This is a genomic window from Bacillus sp. SRB_331 (assembly GCF_003264175.1).
GTDB classification, from domain to species: domain Bacteria; phylum Bacillota; class Bacilli; order Bacillales; family Bacillaceae_G; genus Bacillus_A; species Bacillus_A mycoides.
This window is the reverse complement of record NZ_NADV01000052.1, coordinates 1-18,729: the sequence shown is the minus strand read 5'-3', so window position 1 is coordinate 18,729 and position 18,729 is coordinate 1. Positions and strand designations below refer to the sequence as shown.

16 protein-coding genes and 1 other annotated feature are annotated in these 18,729 nt (G+C 33.4%); of the genes, 6 read left to right on the top strand and 10 right to left on the bottom strand.

What is annotated here, in order from left to right; all coding sequences use genetic code 11:
• Positions 1 to 65: 65 nt before the first annotated feature.
• Together B5P42_RS28275 and B5P42_RS28270 are read left to right on the top strand one after the other, a co-directional pair.
• Positions 66 to 1,301: a helix-turn-helix domain-containing protein gene (locus tag B5P42_RS28275; RefSeq protein WP_113735797.1), complete on the top strand. Its 1,236-nt coding sequence runs from the start codon at positions 66 to 68 to the stop codon at positions 1,299 to 1,301.
• Positions 1,302 to 1,547: 246 nt separating this feature from the next.
• Complete coding sequence (locus B5P42_RS28270; protein ID WP_113735796.1) at positions 1,548 to 2,741, top strand: NupC/NupG family nucleoside CNT transporter; 1,194 nt, start codon at positions 1,548 to 1,550, stop codon at positions 2,739 to 2,741.
• A gap of 77 nt (positions 2,742 to 2,818) precedes the next feature.
• Here the strand turns inward: B5P42_RS28270 and B5P42_RS28265 are convergent, their stop codons facing one another.
• Complete coding sequence (locus tag B5P42_RS28265) at positions 2,819 to 4,066, bottom strand: glutamate-5-semialdehyde dehydrogenase (protein ID WP_113735795.1); 1,248 nt, start codon at positions 4,064 to 4,066, stop codon at positions 2,819 to 2,821.
• 123 nt (positions 4,067 to 4,189) lie between these two features.
• Positions 4,190 to 5,293, bottom strand: coding sequence for a glutamate 5-kinase (gene proB / locus B5P42_RS28260; protein ID WP_113735794.1), 1,104 nt, complete (start codon positions 5,291 to 5,293; stop codon positions 4,190 to 4,192).
• A gap of 144 nt (positions 5,294 to 5,437) precedes the next feature.
• Positions 5,438 to 5,648 (bottom strand) — a binding site (T-box leader).
• A 478-nt stretch (positions 5,649 to 6,126) separates the two neighbouring features.
• Between proB and proC the strand changes: the two genes are divergently transcribed.
• Positions 6,127 to 6,945, top strand: coding sequence for a pyrroline-5-carboxylate reductase (gene proC / locus B5P42_RS28255; RefSeq protein WP_113735793.1), 819 nt, complete (start codon positions 6,127 to 6,129; stop codon positions 6,943 to 6,945).
• A 537-nt stretch (positions 6,946 to 7,482) separates the two neighbouring features.
• Here the strand turns inward: proC and desA are convergent.
• Complete coding sequence (desA, locus tag B5P42_RS28250) at positions 7,483 to 8,514, bottom strand: Delta(5) desaturase DesA (RefSeq protein ID WP_113735792.1); 1,032 nt, start codon at positions 8,512 to 8,514, stop codon at positions 7,483 to 7,485.
• Between the two features lie 649 nt (positions 8,515 to 9,163).
• Here desA and B5P42_RS28240 point away from each other — a divergent pair.
• Positions 9,164 to 9,754, top strand: a complete 591-nt coding sequence (locus B5P42_RS28240) for a hypothetical protein (protein ID WP_113735790.1) — start codon at positions 9,164 to 9,166, stop codon at positions 9,752 to 9,754.
• Positions 9,755 to 10,192: 438 nt separating this feature from the next.
• Here the strand turns inward: B5P42_RS28240 and B5P42_RS28230 are convergent, their stop codons facing one another.
• The 7 genes from B5P42_RS28230 to B5P42_RS28200 all read right to left on the bottom strand — a co-directional run bounded on the left by B5P42_RS28230 (position 10,193) and on the right by B5P42_RS28200 (position 17,594).
• Complete coding sequence (locus B5P42_RS28230; protein WP_113735789.1) at positions 10,193 to 11,293, bottom strand: ABC transporter ATP-binding protein; 1,101 nt, start codon at positions 11,291 to 11,293, stop codon at positions 10,193 to 10,195.
• A 61-nt stretch (positions 11,294 to 11,354) separates the two neighbouring features.
• Positions 11,355 to 12,062: an HAD family hydrolase gene (locus tag B5P42_RS28225; protein ID WP_113735788.1), complete on the bottom strand. Its 708-nt coding sequence runs from the start codon at positions 12,060 to 12,062 to the stop codon at positions 11,355 to 11,357.
• Positions 12,055 to 13,482, bottom strand: a complete 1,428-nt coding sequence (locus tag B5P42_RS28220) for a CehA/McbA family metallohydrolase (protein WP_113735787.1) — start codon at positions 13,480 to 13,482, stop codon at positions 12,055 to 12,057. The genes B5P42_RS28225 and B5P42_RS28220 overlap by 8 nt, the downstream gene beginning before the upstream one ends.
• Before the next feature lie 78 nt (positions 13,483 to 13,560).
• Positions 13,561 to 14,922: an extracellular solute-binding protein gene (locus B5P42_RS28215; protein ID WP_113735786.1), complete on the bottom strand. Its 1,362-nt coding sequence runs from the start codon at positions 14,920 to 14,922 to the stop codon at positions 13,561 to 13,563.
• Positions 14,923 to 14,947: 25 nt separating this feature from the next.
• Positions 14,948 to 15,766 carry a carbohydrate ABC transporter permease gene (locus B5P42_RS28210; protein WP_113735785.1) on the bottom strand — a complete coding sequence of 273 codons (819 nt, stop codon included), beginning with the start codon at positions 15,764 to 15,766 and terminating at the stop codon, positions 14,948 to 14,950.
• A 10-nt stretch (positions 15,767 to 15,776) separates the two neighbouring features.
• Complete coding sequence (locus tag B5P42_RS28205; protein ID WP_002200097.1) at positions 15,777 to 16,643, bottom strand: carbohydrate ABC transporter permease; 867 nt, start codon at positions 16,641 to 16,643, stop codon at positions 15,777 to 15,779.
• 162 nt (positions 16,644 to 16,805) lie between these two features.
• A complete protein-coding gene (locus B5P42_RS28200; protein WP_107886701.1) occupies positions 16,806 to 17,594 on the bottom strand; it encodes a DeoR/GlpR family DNA-binding transcription regulator in 789 nt (262 codons plus the stop codon).
• A gap of 345 nt (positions 17,595 to 17,939) precedes the next feature.
• Here B5P42_RS28200 and B5P42_RS28195 point away from each other — a divergent pair, with 345 nt between their 5' ends.
• Together B5P42_RS28195 and B5P42_RS28190 are read left to right on the top strand one after the other, a co-directional pair.
• Positions 17,940 to 18,422, top strand: coding sequence for a DUF2975 domain-containing protein (locus tag B5P42_RS28195; RefSeq protein WP_113735784.1), 483 nt, complete (start codon positions 17,940 to 17,942; stop codon positions 18,420 to 18,422).
• A 10-nt stretch (positions 18,423 to 18,432) separates the two neighbouring features.
• Complete coding sequence (locus B5P42_RS28190) at positions 18,433 to 18,648, top strand: helix-turn-helix domain-containing protein (RefSeq protein WP_000974615.1); 216 nt, start codon at positions 18,433 to 18,435, stop codon at positions 18,646 to 18,648.
• Positions 18,649 to 18,729: the final 81 nt, after the last annotated feature.

Below are 18,729 nucleotides of genomic sequence, written 5' to 3'. Positions count from 1 at the left end.
TGCTTAGGAGAGGATTTTAACTTGTACATATATAGGCTAATGTTTAAAGAATAGAGGTTAAAATAATGAATTTCTCCAAACTTGAAGATTTATATTATATTTGTAAGTTGGTCTTTGACATACATAAAACACCTATCTTTTTCATTGATAACAAAGGGGATTTGGCATTTGAAATCTCGCCCCATTTTCAGCATAACCCATTGTATTCTTCAAAAGAGGTGTTACTTAATCAAGTATTTAGAGAAAATCCTCCCTATACTTTTCCAGTACTTGAAGAGACTGCCTTTCTTGAAAATTTTTTCTCAATTAACTTACGTTTAAACGATCAACTTAGCGGGAATATCCTTGTTGGACCAGTCCTTTATTCCAGGTTATCAGAAACCTCAATTAAAGGAATCGTTAATGATCTTCAACTAAAAATAGACAAAGAGGAAATGATTCGCTATTATCAATCTCTCCCTGTTTTAAGCAATTTGCAATTTTTAAATATAAGCATGGTTCTTTATTACATGCTGTATCAACAAAAATTAGACATTGCTGATATTTTGCAAAAAAATATACTGTTAAAAAAGGATGATTTTGAAATTGAACAGCCCGCTATACATATATCGGAGCAACGTCAAAGTACACTAACTCATATCGATCCACTAGTTGAAAGGAAAATATTTGAGTGTATTAAAGAAGGAAAAAAGGATGATTTAATTAAAAATCTAAGAAAATTACCTGAATCAGGAGATCTTGGGGTGTTGTCAAAAACAAGCCACCTGCGAAGCCAGAAAAATTCTGCCATCGCAGCAATTACACTTGCGACAAGGTCGGCTATAGATGGCGGACTATTCCCTGAAATTGCATATACCCTCAGTGATTTATTAATTCAAAAACTCGAAGAAATAAAAAAAAGTGAAGCCATTTCCCCATTTTTAGAGAATGCTTTACTTGAGTTCTCAGAACGAGTTAAAAACGGGAAAATGCAAAAACATTTAAAGCCTATAAACATATGTCAAAATTATATATTTACTCATCTTTACGAAGATATTACACTATCCCATCTAGCAGAAATAGTCGCATTAAATCCTAGTTATCTATCTTCCCTTTTCAAAAAAGAGGTTGGAATTTCATTAGGCGAATATATTCAGCGCGCTAAGATAGATGAGTCAAAAAGCTTAATGACCTATACAAAACATTCTATATCAGAAATCTCCACACTATTAAATTTCCATGACCAAAGTTATTTTACAAAGGTCTTTAAAAAACATACTGGTATTTCACCTAAACAATTTAAAAATGGATACAGTTATTAGTTTAGAAAATTTCATCATACTTCCAATAATTGTTGTCCTTCGTTCTACCAATAGATTTATTTTGTTGCTTTACATTATTAATACATATCCTTTATAAAGCGAAAAAACATTAATTTTTAGTACATAAATTGAAATAGACTAATCCCAAACATAATTTACATTCTTCATAACTTCTGATCATAATCCAAATTTGGAAGAATAGGGGCTTTTTTATATACAAATAATAAGCCTCAAGGAGTTGTTGACATGCATTTCATATTAAATATGTTAGGGATTTTCGTTGTAATATTAATCGTTTTCCTATGTTCGCCTAATAAAAGAAAAATAAAATGGAGACCAATCGTTATTCTAATAATATTGGAGCTTTTTATTACGTGGTTTATGTTAGGCACGAAATTGGGCAGTATTATCATTAATAAAATTGCGTCATTTTTCAGTTGGCTACTATCATGTGCGAATGAAGGTATTCGATTTGCATTTCCTTCAGCTATGGAAAATCAAACAGTTGATTTCTTCTTTAGCGCATTACTTCCTATCATTTTTGTTATCACTTTTTTTGATATTCTTTCGTATTTTGGAATCTTAACTTGGATTATTGATAAAGTTGGTGCAATCATTTCAAAGATTTCTCGTTTACCAAAGTTAGAAAGCTTCTTTTCCATTCAAATGATGTTTTTAGGAAATACGGAAGCACTTGCAGTTGTTCGTGATCAATTATCTGTGTTAAAAGAAAATCGTTTGTTGACTTTTGGAATTATGAGTATGAGTAGCGTCAGCGGATCCATTCTTGGTGCTTATCTATCAATGGTTCCAGCAACATATATTTTCAGCGCTATTCCTTTAAACTGTATTAATGCATTAATCTTGGCTAATGTTTTAAATCCTGTAGAAGTTACTAAAGAAGAGGATGTTATTTATTCACCTTCAAAAAATGAAAAAAAAGATTTCTTTTCTACTATTTCAAACAGTATGTTAGTTGGGATGAATATGGTTATTGTTATTTTAGCGATGGTAATTGGGTATGTAGCATTAACAGCATGTTTAAATGGTATTTTAAGCTTTTTTGTAACAGGTTTAACAATTCAAAAAATCTTCTCAATTATCTTTAGTCCCTTTGCTTTTTTACTCGGTTTATCAGGAAAAGATGCTATGTATGTAGCTGAATTAATGGGGATAAAAATAACAACGAATGAATTTGTTGCAATGATGGATTTAAAATCAAACCTAAAGTCTTTACAACCACATACAATTGCAGTTGCCACTACATTTCTAGCTTCTTTTGCAAACTTTAGTACAGTAGGTATGATTTATGGAACTTACAATTCATTATTTGGCGGGGAAAAATCATCAATAATCGGTAAAAATGTTTGGAAGCTTCTTGTTAGCGGAATGGCTGTTTCCTTATTAAGCGCTATGCTTGTGGGGCTTTTTGTATGGTAAATAAATAATTGTAATAAGATGCAGACACTTAAACTGAATTGGGTGTCTTCATCTTATTACTTGTTCTTTTATAATTCTTATCCCCGAATCTGTCCATTTCCACGAATCACATATTTTGTGGAAGTTAATGCTGGTAGCCCCATTGGTCCCCTTACGTGTAGCTTTTGTGTACTGATGCCAATTTCTGCGCCGAATCCGAATTCATATCCATCCGTAAAACGAGTTGATGCATTATGATAAAGCGCCGCGGCATCAACAGATGTGAAAAATTTGCTGACGTTTTCCTCGTTCTCTGTAATAATCGCTTCGGAATGCATGGATCCATACGTATTTATATGATGAATTGCTTCTTCCGTAGTGGAAACCACTTTAACTGCCAGTGTGAGAGATAAAAACTCTGTTTCCGAGTCTTCTTCTGAAGCTAATGCAATAGAAGAATCAATTGCCAATGCTTTATTATCACCACGTAGCTCCACGCCTCTTTCCTTCAAGGAAGAAAACAGCTCGCTACCAAATTGCTGCGCCCAATTCTCATGAAGTATAATCGTTTCAATTGCATTACATACAGATGGACGCTGCGTTTTTGCGTTTATAATAATATTAAATGCCATTTGTTTATCCGCTGTTTCATCAATGAAAATATGACAATTTCCCGCACCTGTTTCAAGTACTGGAACAGATGCTTCTCTCACTACAGTATCTATTAACTGCTTGCCGCCTCTTGGGATAAGAACATCCAAGTACTCATTCAATGTAAACAACTGCTTTGCACTATCGCGTGTTGTATCTTCTATGAGCTGTACACTTTCTGAAGGCAAGTTTGTTTGTTTGAGCGCCCTGTGAATAACGCTAACGATGGCTTTGTTAGAATGAATAGCAGAAGAACTACCACGTAGTATTACTGCGTTTCCTGTTTTTAAGCAAATTGTAGCAGCATCCACTGTCACATTCGGCCTTGCCTCGTAAATCATTCCGACAACACCAAGTGGTACGCGCATCTCCTGAATAGATAATCCATTTGGTCGTTCCCATGCACTAACACGCTCTCCAACAGGATCACGTAAATCAATTAGTTGCTTAATACCTTCAGTCATATCAATGATACGCTGTTCATTCAGCATAAGACGATCAAGGAGTGACTCAGAAAATCCTTTTGCCTTCCCTTCTTCAATATCCCGTTTGTTTTCCTCTAAAATATAAGCTGTTTCTACTATCAGCTGATCCGCAATCGCAGCAAGTGCTTCGTTTTTTTGATTTGTAGATTTAAGCACAAGTTCTCTAGCGATTTTTTTCGCCTTTTTCCCCTTTGCCACCACTTCATTCATTTTTATTTCCTCCTTTTAAAAAGTTAATAAGTAAAAATTTAAGACCCGTTTCTCTCCACCAACTAAGTGTTTCCCGCCTATGGAATTAAAGAATTTGAGCAGTGGACTCTGCCCTCGCTATTCTTAAAATGAAACCCAATGATCCCTATGGATAACTTCATAACTATGCCTTTCCCCTCTTGCTTGAATATCTTGGCTCTGCATACCTTTTAAATCCTTTAGTTCCTGTGCACTATATCTGCATTGGCCTTTCCCTATTACGCACCCTTGTTGCGTGATTACCTCCACAACTTCACCCACTTGGAAAAATCCTGACACATTAGTAACACCAGCAGGAAGGAGACTCTTTCCATGTTGAATGATAGCAGTGGCTGCCCCCGCATCTACTTCAATTTGCCCGCTAACAAGCGAATGCAAGGCGATCCATTGCTTGTTCATCTTTATCACTTTTTGAGGAGCATTCCCGATATATGTTCCATCACCTTTGCCCTTCATAACATCTAAAAACTTCTCCTGTCCACATCCCGTTCCGATAAATACACTCACTCCAAGAGATAGTGCCGTCTTTGCAGCATCGATTTTTGATTTCATACCGCCAGTCCCAAGTTTTGAGCCAGCATCTCCTGCAAGAGAAGCAATTTCTTCCGTTACCTCAGGAAGGAAATGATATTTTTTCGCATCCGCATTTTTCTGAGGATTTTGGTCATATAAACCGTTCACATCTGTAAAAATCATGAGCATATCCGCCGATACAAGCCCGCTTACTAAAGCTGACAGCATATCATTATCACCGAACGTTAGCTCTTCTAAAGAAATGGAATCATTTTCATTGATTATAGGAAGAGCAGAACGGTTTAGTAGCTCTCCTAAAGTAGCGTAAGCGTTACTGTATTGTTCTTTTCTAGAAAAATCACTTCTCGTTAGTAAAAGTTGTGCAGTAACGATACCATATTTACGGAATTCCTCCGTGTATGCCTGCATTAATAAACTTTGCCCGACAGCGGCAGCAGCCTGTTTCCCTTTAATTGTCACAGGTCTGCTAGGATACCCTAGAGCAGAAAAACCTGCAGCGACGGCCCCAGATGTAATTAGTAAAACTTCATGCCCTTCCTCTTTCATTCGTGCCAATGCGGCAACGTGATCTGAAAGTTGTTCTTTACAGATGCCTCCATGACTCGCTGTCAAGGAACTACTCCCAATCTTTACAACAATTCGTTGTTTTTTCACTTTTTTATCCCCCAAGTCTAAAATCAAAGTTTTAATAAATTACACTTTTATTTATACAGTTTGCAGCTATGTCTATCCTCATCAATGCTGCACCTATAGTACTAAAGGGCAAAATAAAAATGACCGCTTCGCCCTTAATAAAATAAAAAGGACGAAACGGTCATTGTTCCGCGGTACCACCTTAATTGATATACATAGATATCCACTTGGCGCCTATAACGCAGGCGTACGCCTAAACTTTCATTTAAGACTCGGGGATAGGTTCGATACATTCTATACGAGGAATCTTTCAGCCGGTGAATTCCACTCTCTTTCGTAAGAAGACATATGTACTAGTTCCCTTCAACGATTTTCAATTTAATTTTTTATATTATGCTATATAGTTCGTTTTTGTGTCAAGAGATATTTTTAAAAATAAATAGAGCGACAAGTTTTAAGTATGAAATTATGTACACACTTATGAACATCACCATATCTAGAAAGAATTGATATAACTATACCTATTCATAAACATAAAACCTTCTAAATATCTCTTAGCTTACAACAATAAGAGCAATTCGTGGCAAAGCATACCACTTCCCCTGTTCTTTATGCGATTGATAAGATGTGTTAATTTTAAATGTTACCAAATAGGAAATAACATAAAATATTAAATAATTGAGAATGCACTTGTTTAGTACAGAATAAAATTGATTTCTTTATTTTTTGTATTGCAAAAAGGAATGTATTCTCTTAGAATGTTTCTTTATATTGCACGTGGATATTATTGTTATCTTAGAATAATAATTTGAAACCGATATAATTTATGATAAAAGGAGCCAGATTGAGTTATTATGGACAAACAAATTGGATTCATCGGATGCGGAAATATGGGAATGGCTATGATTGGCGGGATGATAAACAAAAATATAGTGTCTTCAAATAAAATCATTTGTTCAGATTTAAACACTACGAATTTAAAAAATGCTAGTGAAAAATATGGACTAACTATAACAACTGACAACAATGAAGTAGCTAAAAATGCTGATATTTTAATTTTATCAATTAAACCAGACCTATACGCATCAATAATTAACGAAATAAAAGAAGTGATAAAAAACGATGTTATCGTCGTAACGATCGCTGCAGGAAAAAGCATTAAAAGTACTGAGGATGCTTTTCATAAAAAGTTAAGGGTTGTAAGAGTAATGCCTAATACACCTGCTCTTGTTGGAGAAGGAATGTCTGCGTTATGTCCTAATGAAATGGTGACAGAAAGGGATTTAGAAGATGTACTAAACATTTTCAATAGTTTTGGTCAAACAGAAATAGTAAGTGAAAAATTAATGGATGTTGTAACATCTGTAAGTGGTTCTTCGCCAGCATACGTATATATGATTATAGAAGCGATGGCAGATGCTGCCGTACTAGATGGTATGCCAAGAAATCAAGCATATAAATTCGCAGCTCAAGCTGTATTAGGCTCTGCAAAAATGGTACTAGAAACAGGAATACATCCAGGTGCATTGAAAGATATGGTTTGTTCTCCAGGCGGAACAACAATAGAAGCTGTAGCAACATTAGAGGAAAAAGGCTTACGAACAGCCATCATTTCAGCTATGCAGCGTTGTACGCAAAAGTCTGTTGAACTATCTAGGCAAACTAAAAAGTAATAAATTAGTGTAAAGAAACCCACTTAAAATACATTCACATATCTTTAAACAGTTTTAGACTATATACACATTTCATTTACATACTCCTCCTTTTTCACCAGTAACTGAACGGACAAATTCAAGGGTAATTGAGTTTGTCTGTTTTACATTTTATTATCCTAAAATAATTACCCTATTCTTATTATCATTTATTTTATAGCGTAATACCCTTTTATTATTAAGGGAACATCATTTTCATATGTATTTGCTGCAGATTTTATCAAGTTTTAAATCATACGTTTCTTGTAAGACATGATACACACCAGATGAAATATACTCAGAGAATAAGCATAATATCTATTGAAAAAAGTAATATCAATCGCCTCAAATTGTTAACATAATATTTTTATCGTCCTCTAATATTAATTACTATTTCCTAATCCACCTCCATTACAATTTAAATCATTTAAGTTTTCTCCATACCGTGCATCTACTAGTTAAACAAAAACTCCCCTTAAATCGAAAATGATTAAGGGGAGTCAGTCATATTTGATGAAGTTATAGTTCTGATTTCACTGGAATAGAAACATTATTTTTCACTAAATTTTTAACTTCTTTAAAGCTAACAAAATTGTTGTTTTGCTCATCCCAAAGACGGAAACGGAGTGATCGCAAACTTGTAGCAAGAGTAATCGTTGGTACATTCTTTAAAGGAAGCGTATTATTGTGTGCCTCTTCTAATTTATAATTAGGTACTCTTGGACTTAAATGGTGAACATGATGATACCCAATATTACCAGTTAGAAATTGCAGGATTTTGGGAAGTTTATAAAAAGAACTTCCTTCCACTGCTGCTTTCACATATTCCCACTCTTTATCTTCTTCAAAATAAGAATCCTCGAATGTGTGCTGTACGTAAAACAGCCAAATACCTATTGAACCTGCTATTAAGAATATGAAACCATGTACTAAAAGAAACGATTGCCATCCGATTGCCCAGCAAAGTAATCCTACTAAAGCAACAATTAAAACATTCGTCAAATAGGTATTCATGCGTTCCTTCTTTCTAGCACCTTTTCTGTTAAATCTATTTTTAAGTAGGAAAACATAAATCGGACCTAACCCAAACATAACCAATGGATTGCGATATAAACGATATGCTAAACGGAGTCTAAATGGCGCTGCCAAATATTCAGTCACTGTAAGGGTCCAAATATCTCCTGTACCTCGCTTATCCAAATTACCACTTGTAGCGTGATGAACGGAATGCTCATGCCCCCATTGATCAAACGGGAATAAAGTTAAAACACCCATACATGTCCCTACTATTCTATTTACACGACGACTTTTAAAGAAAGAATGATGGGTACAATCATGAAAAATAATGAAAACCCGTGTCATAAATCCAGCGGCTAACACAGCTGGAACTAATGCTAACCAATAAGAAACGGACAAACTTTTATAAGCAAGGTACCATAAGATAATAAATGGCACTACCGTATTGATGATTTGCCAAACACTTTTTTTTGCCGTTGATTTTTCAAAAGGAGCAACTTGTTTTTTTAAATTTTTAGTATTTTGTAAGGTCATTTTTTCTAATTCCTTTCCTTTATGTTGCTAATTCGTATTATAACACATTATTAGTAGTAGGTGTTATACGCAGGTATAATAAATATTTTATACTATGAAAATCTCTTTTTTCTTACTCATTCCTTACAAATTGCTTACGTCCAGAATAGCTTCTATTATAGGAAAGAAAGAGCATTTGTGCCGGAAATTCCGAAGTTTTTCCCAATAAATATATTAATTAAAAAGAAACACAGAATTTTTTTCACTTCTGTACTGCCCCGTTTCCACAATCAGAAGTGAACTGTCCCATAAGTCGGTGTCACCGACTTTGATATGCTCCTCTTAGTTTCACCTTATTCTATCGATATACGTAATGTTCACTTGTTGCAACTGATTTTACCGGAACTGGATCTATTTCATGAACAAATCAAATTACTTTTAAAATAAAAAACTAGTCTATTTTGAAAACTTCCCTCACTTTTATTTAACTGTTATTCTATATAAAATATAAAAATTTAACGTCCGTTTATTTAATTTCAAATCTATGATATATTCAAAATATTAATCACACAAAGTTAATAAAATGAAAACAAGGGAAATTTATGAAAAAACATATTTTATATTCATACTAAAATCACATAGTTTTTAGTATAGAAAGGAGATTCAAAATTTGAATAAGAATTTAACCAAAATTACATTAATAAGCGGTATCGCTCTTATACTTTATCATTTTTTCAAATGGTATTTAGTTGAATTCCTTACCCCATTTGTTATGCCATTTCTTTCAATAATAGTTCATGGATTGTTTTTCTTAATATTAATTTTCACAATCCTACATCTCATCAAATACAAAAATTGGAAACCATTAATTATTCAACTAATCATAGTAATTACTTGGATATGTATACCATTTAATGAGATTTATATAAATTTAGATTTTATTATCTATAAAGAAGACCGTGAAAAAGTTATAGCACTTATAGAACATAAAGAGTTAACTCCTAATGTTCATTATGATAGTAGACAAATTCATTTACCTAAACAGTTTGCATCCACTTCCAAAAACGGTGGGGATGTAATTATTCAACAAAATAAAAATGGTATTTCTGTTTTCTTTTTTACTTATCGTGGTATATTAGATAATTTTTCAGGATTTATTTACACACCAGATGATACTAAACCAAACAAATACGACTTTAATAATGAATATAAAGACATCACAAAAATAGAAAAAAACTGGTATTATGTCACATCATATTAAAGAACACAAAAATTTTCTTTTAATTATATTAAAAACATACCGTATTTATAGAAAGGAAATACTAGGCCCGACACGAATTCTTGTTGTATTAGCTCATTCAAGGTGATGCATTTTTTTCACAAGCGATACATCTTTTTTATCATATACGTCGCTTTAACACCACTCAATATAGAGGTTGCTGTTTCAAATGACTCGAACCTTAACATAGGAGTAGCATCACACATCCATCAACTTAAGAATTTTCTCGTTTTGGATTATTTGTTTTTCTCAGCTTGATTGTGACAGGGCACTGCCAACAAAAAGCGATTTTCGTACGCTAAGCGATCTTTTATATAAAAAAGCCGATTTCCTGTAATCTAAAGGATAATCGGCTTTTTACTATTCATTTATTTGTAGTAGTTGAAGAAATTCTAAAGGTATAATCATATTAATTATTATCTATAAAACAATTCGTTTCTCAGTTTCTGAATCGAAATAATGAACTTTGTCCATGTTTAAACCTAGCTCTATATTTGATTGACTTTGCACATCTAAAGATGTGTCCACACGTGCAACAAAGGATTGGCCATTAATGTTAGAATATAGATATGTTTCTGCCCCCATTAATTCTGCTACATCAATCGGTACTGTTACTTTTACGTTATATGGTAAAGCATCGATTTCTTTTCCATAATAAAAGTCTTCTGGACGTATTCCTATTATGATTTCTTTATTCGTATAGCCCTTATTTCGTAAGCCTTTCATCTTCTCTTCTGGCACTTCAATTTTCCACTTATCAATCATAACTGCATTATCTGTTAATACTCCTTTGAAAAAATTCATTCCAGGAGAACCAATGAATCCGCCGACAAATACATTCTCTGGATTATCATACACTTCTTTCGGTGTACCGACTTGCTGTATAATCCCATCTTTTAGTACAACTAAGCGCGTAGCCATCGTCATAGCTTCAATTTGATCATGCGTGACATATACAGATGTCGTTTGCAGCTGTTGATGTAATTTTGTAATCTCAGCACGCATTTGAACGCGCAATTTCGCATCTAAGTTTGATAAAGGCTCGTCCATTAAAAATACTTTTGCATTTCGAACAATCGCTCGGCCTAAGGCAACACGCTGGCGCTGCCCACCTGAAAGTGCTTTTGGCTTTCGGCTTAAATACTGCTCAAGTCCAAGAATTTTTGCTGCATGTTGCACACGCTTATCAATTTCTTCTTTACTATACTTTCGTAGTTTTAATCCAAATGCCATGTTTTCATACACACTCATATGCGGATAAAGTGCATAGTTTTGAAATACCATTGCAATATCTCTATCTTTCGGTGTAACATCATTTACACGCTTTCCATCAATATAAAAGTCGCCCTCTGAAATCTCCTCAAGTCCTGCAATCATACGTAATGTTGTAGATTTCCCACACCCTGAAGGGCCAACCAAAACGATAAATTCTCCATCATTTACTTCTAGGTTAAAATCTTTTACGATTGTCACATCATGATCATATTTTTTGTAAATGTTTTTGAATGATAGTTGAGCCATAATATCCTCCTAGAATTCGAGCTATATTTATAGATATTGTTAAAAATTATGATGACATGAATTATAGAATCTTTGAAATATCCTTCATACTGTTTAAAATATAATCCGCTTTTCCTTCTAAATCTTCCTTCCTGCTCGCACCCGATAAAACGCCCACTACTTTAATGTTACTATTTCTCGCAAATGTAACGTCTGTTAATGTATCACCTACCATAAGCACATCTTCTTCAGTTAGTGAAAATTTCTCTTTAAACATATGATAAAAGTCACTTTCAGGTTTTGTTCTATTCACACCATCATCTGCACCTAAAAAATCTATATAATCATATAACTCAGTCATTTTCAGAGAATGAATAGCTGCATCAACATCGTCTGCCGTAACAACCCCAATAATATATTCATTGTCTTTTAAATATCGTAACGTTTCCTTTGCACCTTCCACTTCTGTAAATACAAGATCATCTGCTGTAGAGTACTTTTTGAATAGAAGACATACATTTTGAATAAAATTCTCTTTATCCACATATTGATTTTCTAATAACGAATACCATGCAGCCGCAATAAAGTAATTTGTGCGACAAGCTAGTAAACTCGTACTCTCAAAATCGTTATCATTCATACCAATAATCGTTAAGTAGTCATCTCGTTTACTTTTTTCATTTGGATACGTTTGAAATATATCATCTAACACACGATGCACAATTTTGTACCAAACTGAATCTAACTGTATTAATGTTCCATCTTTATCAAAAATAATCGCTTTATTCACCTTTTATTCCCCCTATAACTTCATTCCATGTTTTTATATTTTTATTCTGAACTTTATTATGAATAGGATTAATAAATGCTACTAATTCGTCCTCTTCCCATCCCTCAACTCTAGCGTACGCCCCTTCATTTAAAGAGAATGCAAAAGTTGCATCGCTGCCGTATTCTTTTTCAATCGTTCTTCCATTTATAAGTAGTCTCCACTCACACGGTTTATCTGTTTGAACGTTATAAACAATATTTCCTTTAGCCTTATCGCCGACAGCAATCGTTTCACCTTCGTTTTGAATATCTATCGTTAGTTTTCTAAATCGAGAGAAATAAATTCTTCCGTTTTTGATCGCAAATTTCAAGTTTTTAATTGATAAACCGTTACATAATACATATGTTCCTGGATCACCGTAAATTGATGGGTCTTTTGATCCTGGGAATGTTTTAGACGGATGTAAATGAGAGTCACTTCCTCCTATCCCCCAGATTTTAAGACCATTTGACCACATTTGATCGAAACAACGCAAAGCTTCTAAAGTAGATGATTTACTTTTTTTATACGTTGGATCACACATAATTTCCATCGTATGAATATTTTCTAAGTTAATATTAACTTGGTTCGCCCAAGGCTTCATAAATGGATGATTCACACTCAATAAATAACCTTTTTCTTTCATGAGTGAAAATAGTGCATTCATTTTTTCAGCACTAAATGATTCATCTACATACTCTGTAAAATCAACAAATTCTCTTATACCAAATATGTTGTAATGACCGAAAGGAGTTGTAAGTTCCATAGATGGTATAATTAATGTGTTTCCTATTTCATAAGATGGCATAACAATATTGTGCTCCGTCGCATATAAAAAATCTAATTCTTGTTTTTCACATACTTTCATTCCAAGTTCATCATCTATCTCGCCATCTGTTAAATCTGTATGTTCATGAAAATCCCCTTTGTACCAGCGATGTTCTTCATTTACTACCTTATTAAAACGGTCTTCATCGATAAAAACATTTCCCTTACAAAAATGCTCTCTATTATACTTTCGCTCCAACTGATCATTCACTTCTATATTTACTGTATAGTCAACTTTTTCTCCAGTAAATTTCACTACTTTCTTTGCACAATGAGGGATATATACGACTTCTAATTCCCAATTACCTAACTGTATTTCTCCTCCAATACAACCAGCAGAACAAAACTTTGAATCTTTCGAAACGACTAGTTTTTCATTTACAATTGGCGTTTGATATTGTATACGTACATAACCGTTAGGATCTCTTAAGATTAGTAAAAGCGGAATCTTTCGGTTATCCCCTTGATCAATTGTTAATGTAAAGTTTGTAATATCAGTTTCATCCATTTGGAAACAATGTTTATTTTTTACGAATGGAGAGAGTGTTATCGTACTTGTTATTTCAATCATAGTTCTCACACCTTTTCAAGTGAATTTTAGAGGCACTTCCTTCGTTCAAAAGCACCTCACGTTCGTACTACAACAGGTTTATTTCTTCTTTTTTAGAACTTTATCTAATTCTTCTTGCGCAACTTTAGCTGCTTCATCTAATGCTTTCTTTGCTGGAACTCCTTCAATCTCTACTTTATCTTTTGCTACATTTAAAGCGTCATTGATTTTTCCGCCCGTTGGATCTACAAATGGTCCCACTCCATTATTGTTGGCTTGTTCTAACGGAACTAATGCTTGTGGTTGTTTTTTAACAAATTTAGCATATGGACCGTACTCTGTTACATTGTTACGAACAGGAATATAGCCTGTTGCCATTGACCATTCAGCCGTTTTCTCCGTACTTGTCGCAAATTTCATAAAGTCATATGCACCTTTTGCTACTTCTGGATCAATATTTCTCGTTAATGTGAATAAATATGTTTCTAATTTTGGTGCTGGTTTATTATTATCCCAAGCTGGTTGTGGCAATGCGTCAAACGTGTTAAGACGTTCTTCTTCCGTCATTCCTTTACCTAATGATTTGAAAACAAATCCTTGGTCACCAGATGATCCTGTAAACCCTAATGTTCTGCCTTCTACTAAATCAATTACCGTTTTATCCCAATATTCCCATCCAGTACCACCTGAATGTATTTTCATAATTTTATCTTCATGAAGCCATGTGCGGAATTTCTCCCATACCGTAACCCAAGTATCATCGTTAATTAATACTTTTTTACCATCTTCACTTAATACATTGCCACCAGCACTACGGACTACATCAATTAAGTTTGATGTCCCCCACATTGGCATCCAGCCAGCATATGAAACATTTCCGTTTTCACCACGTTTTGCGACTGTTTTTGCTACCTTTTCTACACCTTCCCACGTCTTTAAATCCTCTTTTGTAAAGCCATTTTCCGCTAATGCTTTTTTATTGTAATAAAAGATTTGTGTTGTACCGTAAAACGGAATTCCATATAACTTTCCGTCAATTGTTGCTTGCTCCATAAAACCTTTTCCGTAATCTTCTTTTTTGAAATTATTATCATTTTTAACAGATTCATCTAAAGGTACGATTAACTGTTTTTTAACATATTCTTGAATGACGTCTGAACCTAGTAATGCGATTGCTTCTTGGTTATTCGCTGCAAATCCACTTTGTAGCTTTTGATAAGACTCATCGTAGTTACCCGCTTTCGTCGTTTTCACTACATATTTGTCCTGACTTTTATTGTATTCTTCCACGATCTTGTCTACACGATCTGCAAGAGAACCACCCACTCCATTTATGAATGGAACAACAACCTTCTCGCCTTCTTTACTTGCTTTAACCGTACTTCCTTTTCCGCCTGAACAACCCGCAAGTGCACTAACAAACAATGTTAAAACTGTTAGAAGCATGAATAGTTTTTTCATCCCACATATCTCCTTTAATATTTAATTACCCCTTTATTCCTGAATCAGTAACACCAGATAAGAACCATTTTTGTAGAATTAAAAATACGATTAAGAGCGGCACCGTTGCGATTGTACTTGCAACCATAATGTGTGACCAATCTCGTCCTAAAGAACTATTAATGAAATAATCAGCAATTCCATTCGTAATTAACTTTTGTGTATTATCTTTCAAAATAAGAGCTGGCCAAATGTAATTATTATAGTTACCAATAAATGTGACCAATCCTAATGTTACAAATGATGATCGTGTCATTGGAAAAATAATCTTCCAAAGAATACGCCAATCACTCGCTCCATCAATTTTGGCTGCTTCTACTATTTCAAAACCAACTTTGTGGAACGTTTGTTTCAAATAGAAAATACCGAATACGCTAACAGCCATAGAAATCATGTATCCAAAATGTGAATCAAGCAAACCAAATTTCCCTAACATTACATATACAGGAACATACGATACAGCTCCAGGGATCATATAGGTTGCCATCACAACACTAAACGTAATATTCTTGCCTTTAAACTTATAAAATGCCAACATATAAGCAAAAAGCGCTGACGAAACAGGTACATATATAGTAATGATGAAAGAAGTATAGAAACTATTAAATAAATATGTGCTAAATGGAAGTATATCTAATACTTGCTGATAATTTTCCCAGTGAAATTCTTTAGGCCAAAAACCTCCTTGTAATACTTCACTAGATGTTTTAAACGAACCAAGCACCATCCATATGAATGGAAAAATAAATAGTATACTTGATAATGCTAGAAAGAGATGCTTTACGATTAATGGACCTTTTTTCATATTATTCACCTTAATAGTTCACCCACTTGTCACCTATTATTTTGTTTATAACAGATAGTAGTATTGTAATGATTAGTATGATAAATGCGATTGCTGTTGCAGATCCCATATCAAATTGTTCAAACCCTTGTTGGAAGAATAAATAAAGTAACGTACGCGTCGAACCACTAGGTCCACCTTGTGTTAAAATTTTTATTTGATCGTAAGCCTGCACTGAAGAAATTGTATTGACAACAACTAAGAAGAACGTTGTTGATGAAACCATAGGCAGTGTTACATATCGAAATTTCTGCCATGAATTTGCTCCATCAATACTAGCTGCTTCATATAAACTATCTGGAACTTTCTCTAATGCGCCGATATAGAAAATCATCGTCCAACCAACTAATTTCCAAACTGTCACAATAATGACTGCTAACATCGCTGTTTGACTACTTTGAAGCCAGTCCAAACCTGGTATCCCGAAAAAGTTTAGAACTTTATTAATAACTCCAAATTGAGGTTCATATAAGAGTGACCACACAATGGATACAGCTATTGTTGGCGTTACCCAAGGTGAAAAGATCATTAATTGGTACAATGCAGAACCTTTGAATTTTTTTCGGAAGAATAATGCGAATCCTAAACCTAATGCAATCGTTGGAATCACTGTTCCAATTCCGAAATAAAACGTATTTAGCAATGCTTGCATAAAAGAATCTTGTGTAAATAAATTGAAATAGTTTTCTAAACCAACAAAATTAAAATCATTCGTCATAAAATCCCAATCAGTAAAACTAATACCTAAACTAATGAAATTCGGAATAATCCAAAATAATATTAGAGGTATTCCAACTGGTATCAAAAAGAACACAGCTTTTGATAGTTTTATTTGCATTCTTGCCACCTCCTAATTCATATTGTACGGGTATATTATTAACACAATGTTGTTAATTTGTTAACTAATTGTAAAAACAACAAATAAACAAAATAAAACAACATATAAACAAAAAGAAGACTATTTCTCAACTTACTAAGAAATAGTCTTCTTTTTGTTTTTCTATACTGTTATTACTTCTACCCCATTACTTGTTAACACATTTTGCCACGCCTCATCGAGCTTAGCGTTTGTATATAATGCATCTATATCACTAAAATTCCCGCTTTTATAAAACTTTGTTAAATTAAACTTTGACTCATCTACCATCATTACAACTTGTTTTGCATTATGCTTTAACTGCTTATATATTTGTGCATCTTCAATATACGAACATGTTAGTTCCTTTTCTAAAGAAATTCCATCACACGAAGCAAATAACTTATTAACAGTGAAATGGTCAAGATAGTTTAACGTCATTTCTCCAGACAATGCTAATGAATTTGTATTCAATATTCCTCCAATGACTATTAACCTGCAATCAAAGGAATCATATTGTTCTTTAAGCTCAATAATTTTATTTACAGCTGGTATCGAGTTTGTTAAAATCGTCAAATTCTTTTTATCGTGTATGTAATCCAAAATTTGCATTGTGGTTGTCCCAATTTCAATTGCGATAATATCATTATCTTCTACGAGTTTACTTGCTTCCATTGCAATTTTTCGTTTTTCTTCAATATTTTCAGCTCGGCGCTTATTAAAATGAAATTCTAGTGTCTGATCTTTTTTCTTAATTGCACCACCATGTATTTTCGTAAGCTGCCCTTCCTTGTGCAACATATCTAAATCTCTTCGTATCGTTTCTGTTGTAACATTTAATACCTTCGCTAAATCATTCACCATAACTCGGTTGTACTTTTCTAACTCATCTAGTATGTGTTTTCTTCGTTCAAATTGCGTGTACGATTTCATTTCATTAACACCTCTTCAAATTACGAAAAATATTGTTTTTCTAAAAACTCTTATTATTAGAACGACTTAATCGTTACTTTTAACATAACATCATTTACAGAAAGAAGGAACGATTATCTTCACTATATTTCATCAAAGGAACAATGATATATATCACCATACTTTTTTATTTCAGGAAGTCTATTTGTTTGGCACCCTTTTTTATAAAGAGCAGCACTTTTTATTTTCATCTAAAATCCAAATTGGTTTAACAATAAAAACAAGATTATAATAAATAAAAATTTATTGTTAAACGATAAATTTCATGTTAGATTAAATAGATAATTAATAAATGAGGTGCTTTATATGAAACAAGGATCAACACTCTTTTTAAAGACAGCTATTATTCTGATTGGAATCCCTGTTCTTGCTTTATGTATATTTTTAGTTCCTAACATAGGGAAATATGCAGCGGAATTGTTCCCGGATATTGCATTTATAAAATATCTTGTTTTAATCAATCTATATGCAACCGTGATACCTTTTTATTTTGCTCTATATCAAGCCTTTAAACTTGTAAGCTTCATTGACAAGGGTAACGCTTTCTCGAAATTATCTGTTAGGGCTTTAAAAAAGATAAAAAACTGCGCAGTAACAATCAGTATTTTATATGTGGTAGGTATGCCACTCTTCTATCTTGTAGCAGAAAGAGATGACGCACCAGGTATTATTATACTTGGCATGCTCCTAATCTTTACTTCAATGGTTATCGCAGTCTTTGCTGCCGTTCTCCAAAGACTTTTAAAAGATGCGATAGATATAAAATCAGAAAATGATTTAACGGTCTGAGGTGAATAACATGGCAATAATAATTAATATTGATGTAATGTTAGCTAAAAGAAAAATGAGTGTAACAGAGCTTTCGGAGAAGGTTGGAATTACAATGGCTAACCTTTCTATATTAAAAAATGGAAAAGCAAAAGCAATTAGAATTACAACTTTAGATGCTATTTGTAAAGCATTAGAATGCCAACCTGGGGATATTTTAGAATATCAACCTGAAGATACCGAATAAAAAGAGTCCTTCTATTATGAACTGTACCCTATAAAATGGACAGTTTAATAAAAAAGCCCTGAAAAATCAAGCACTTAAAAG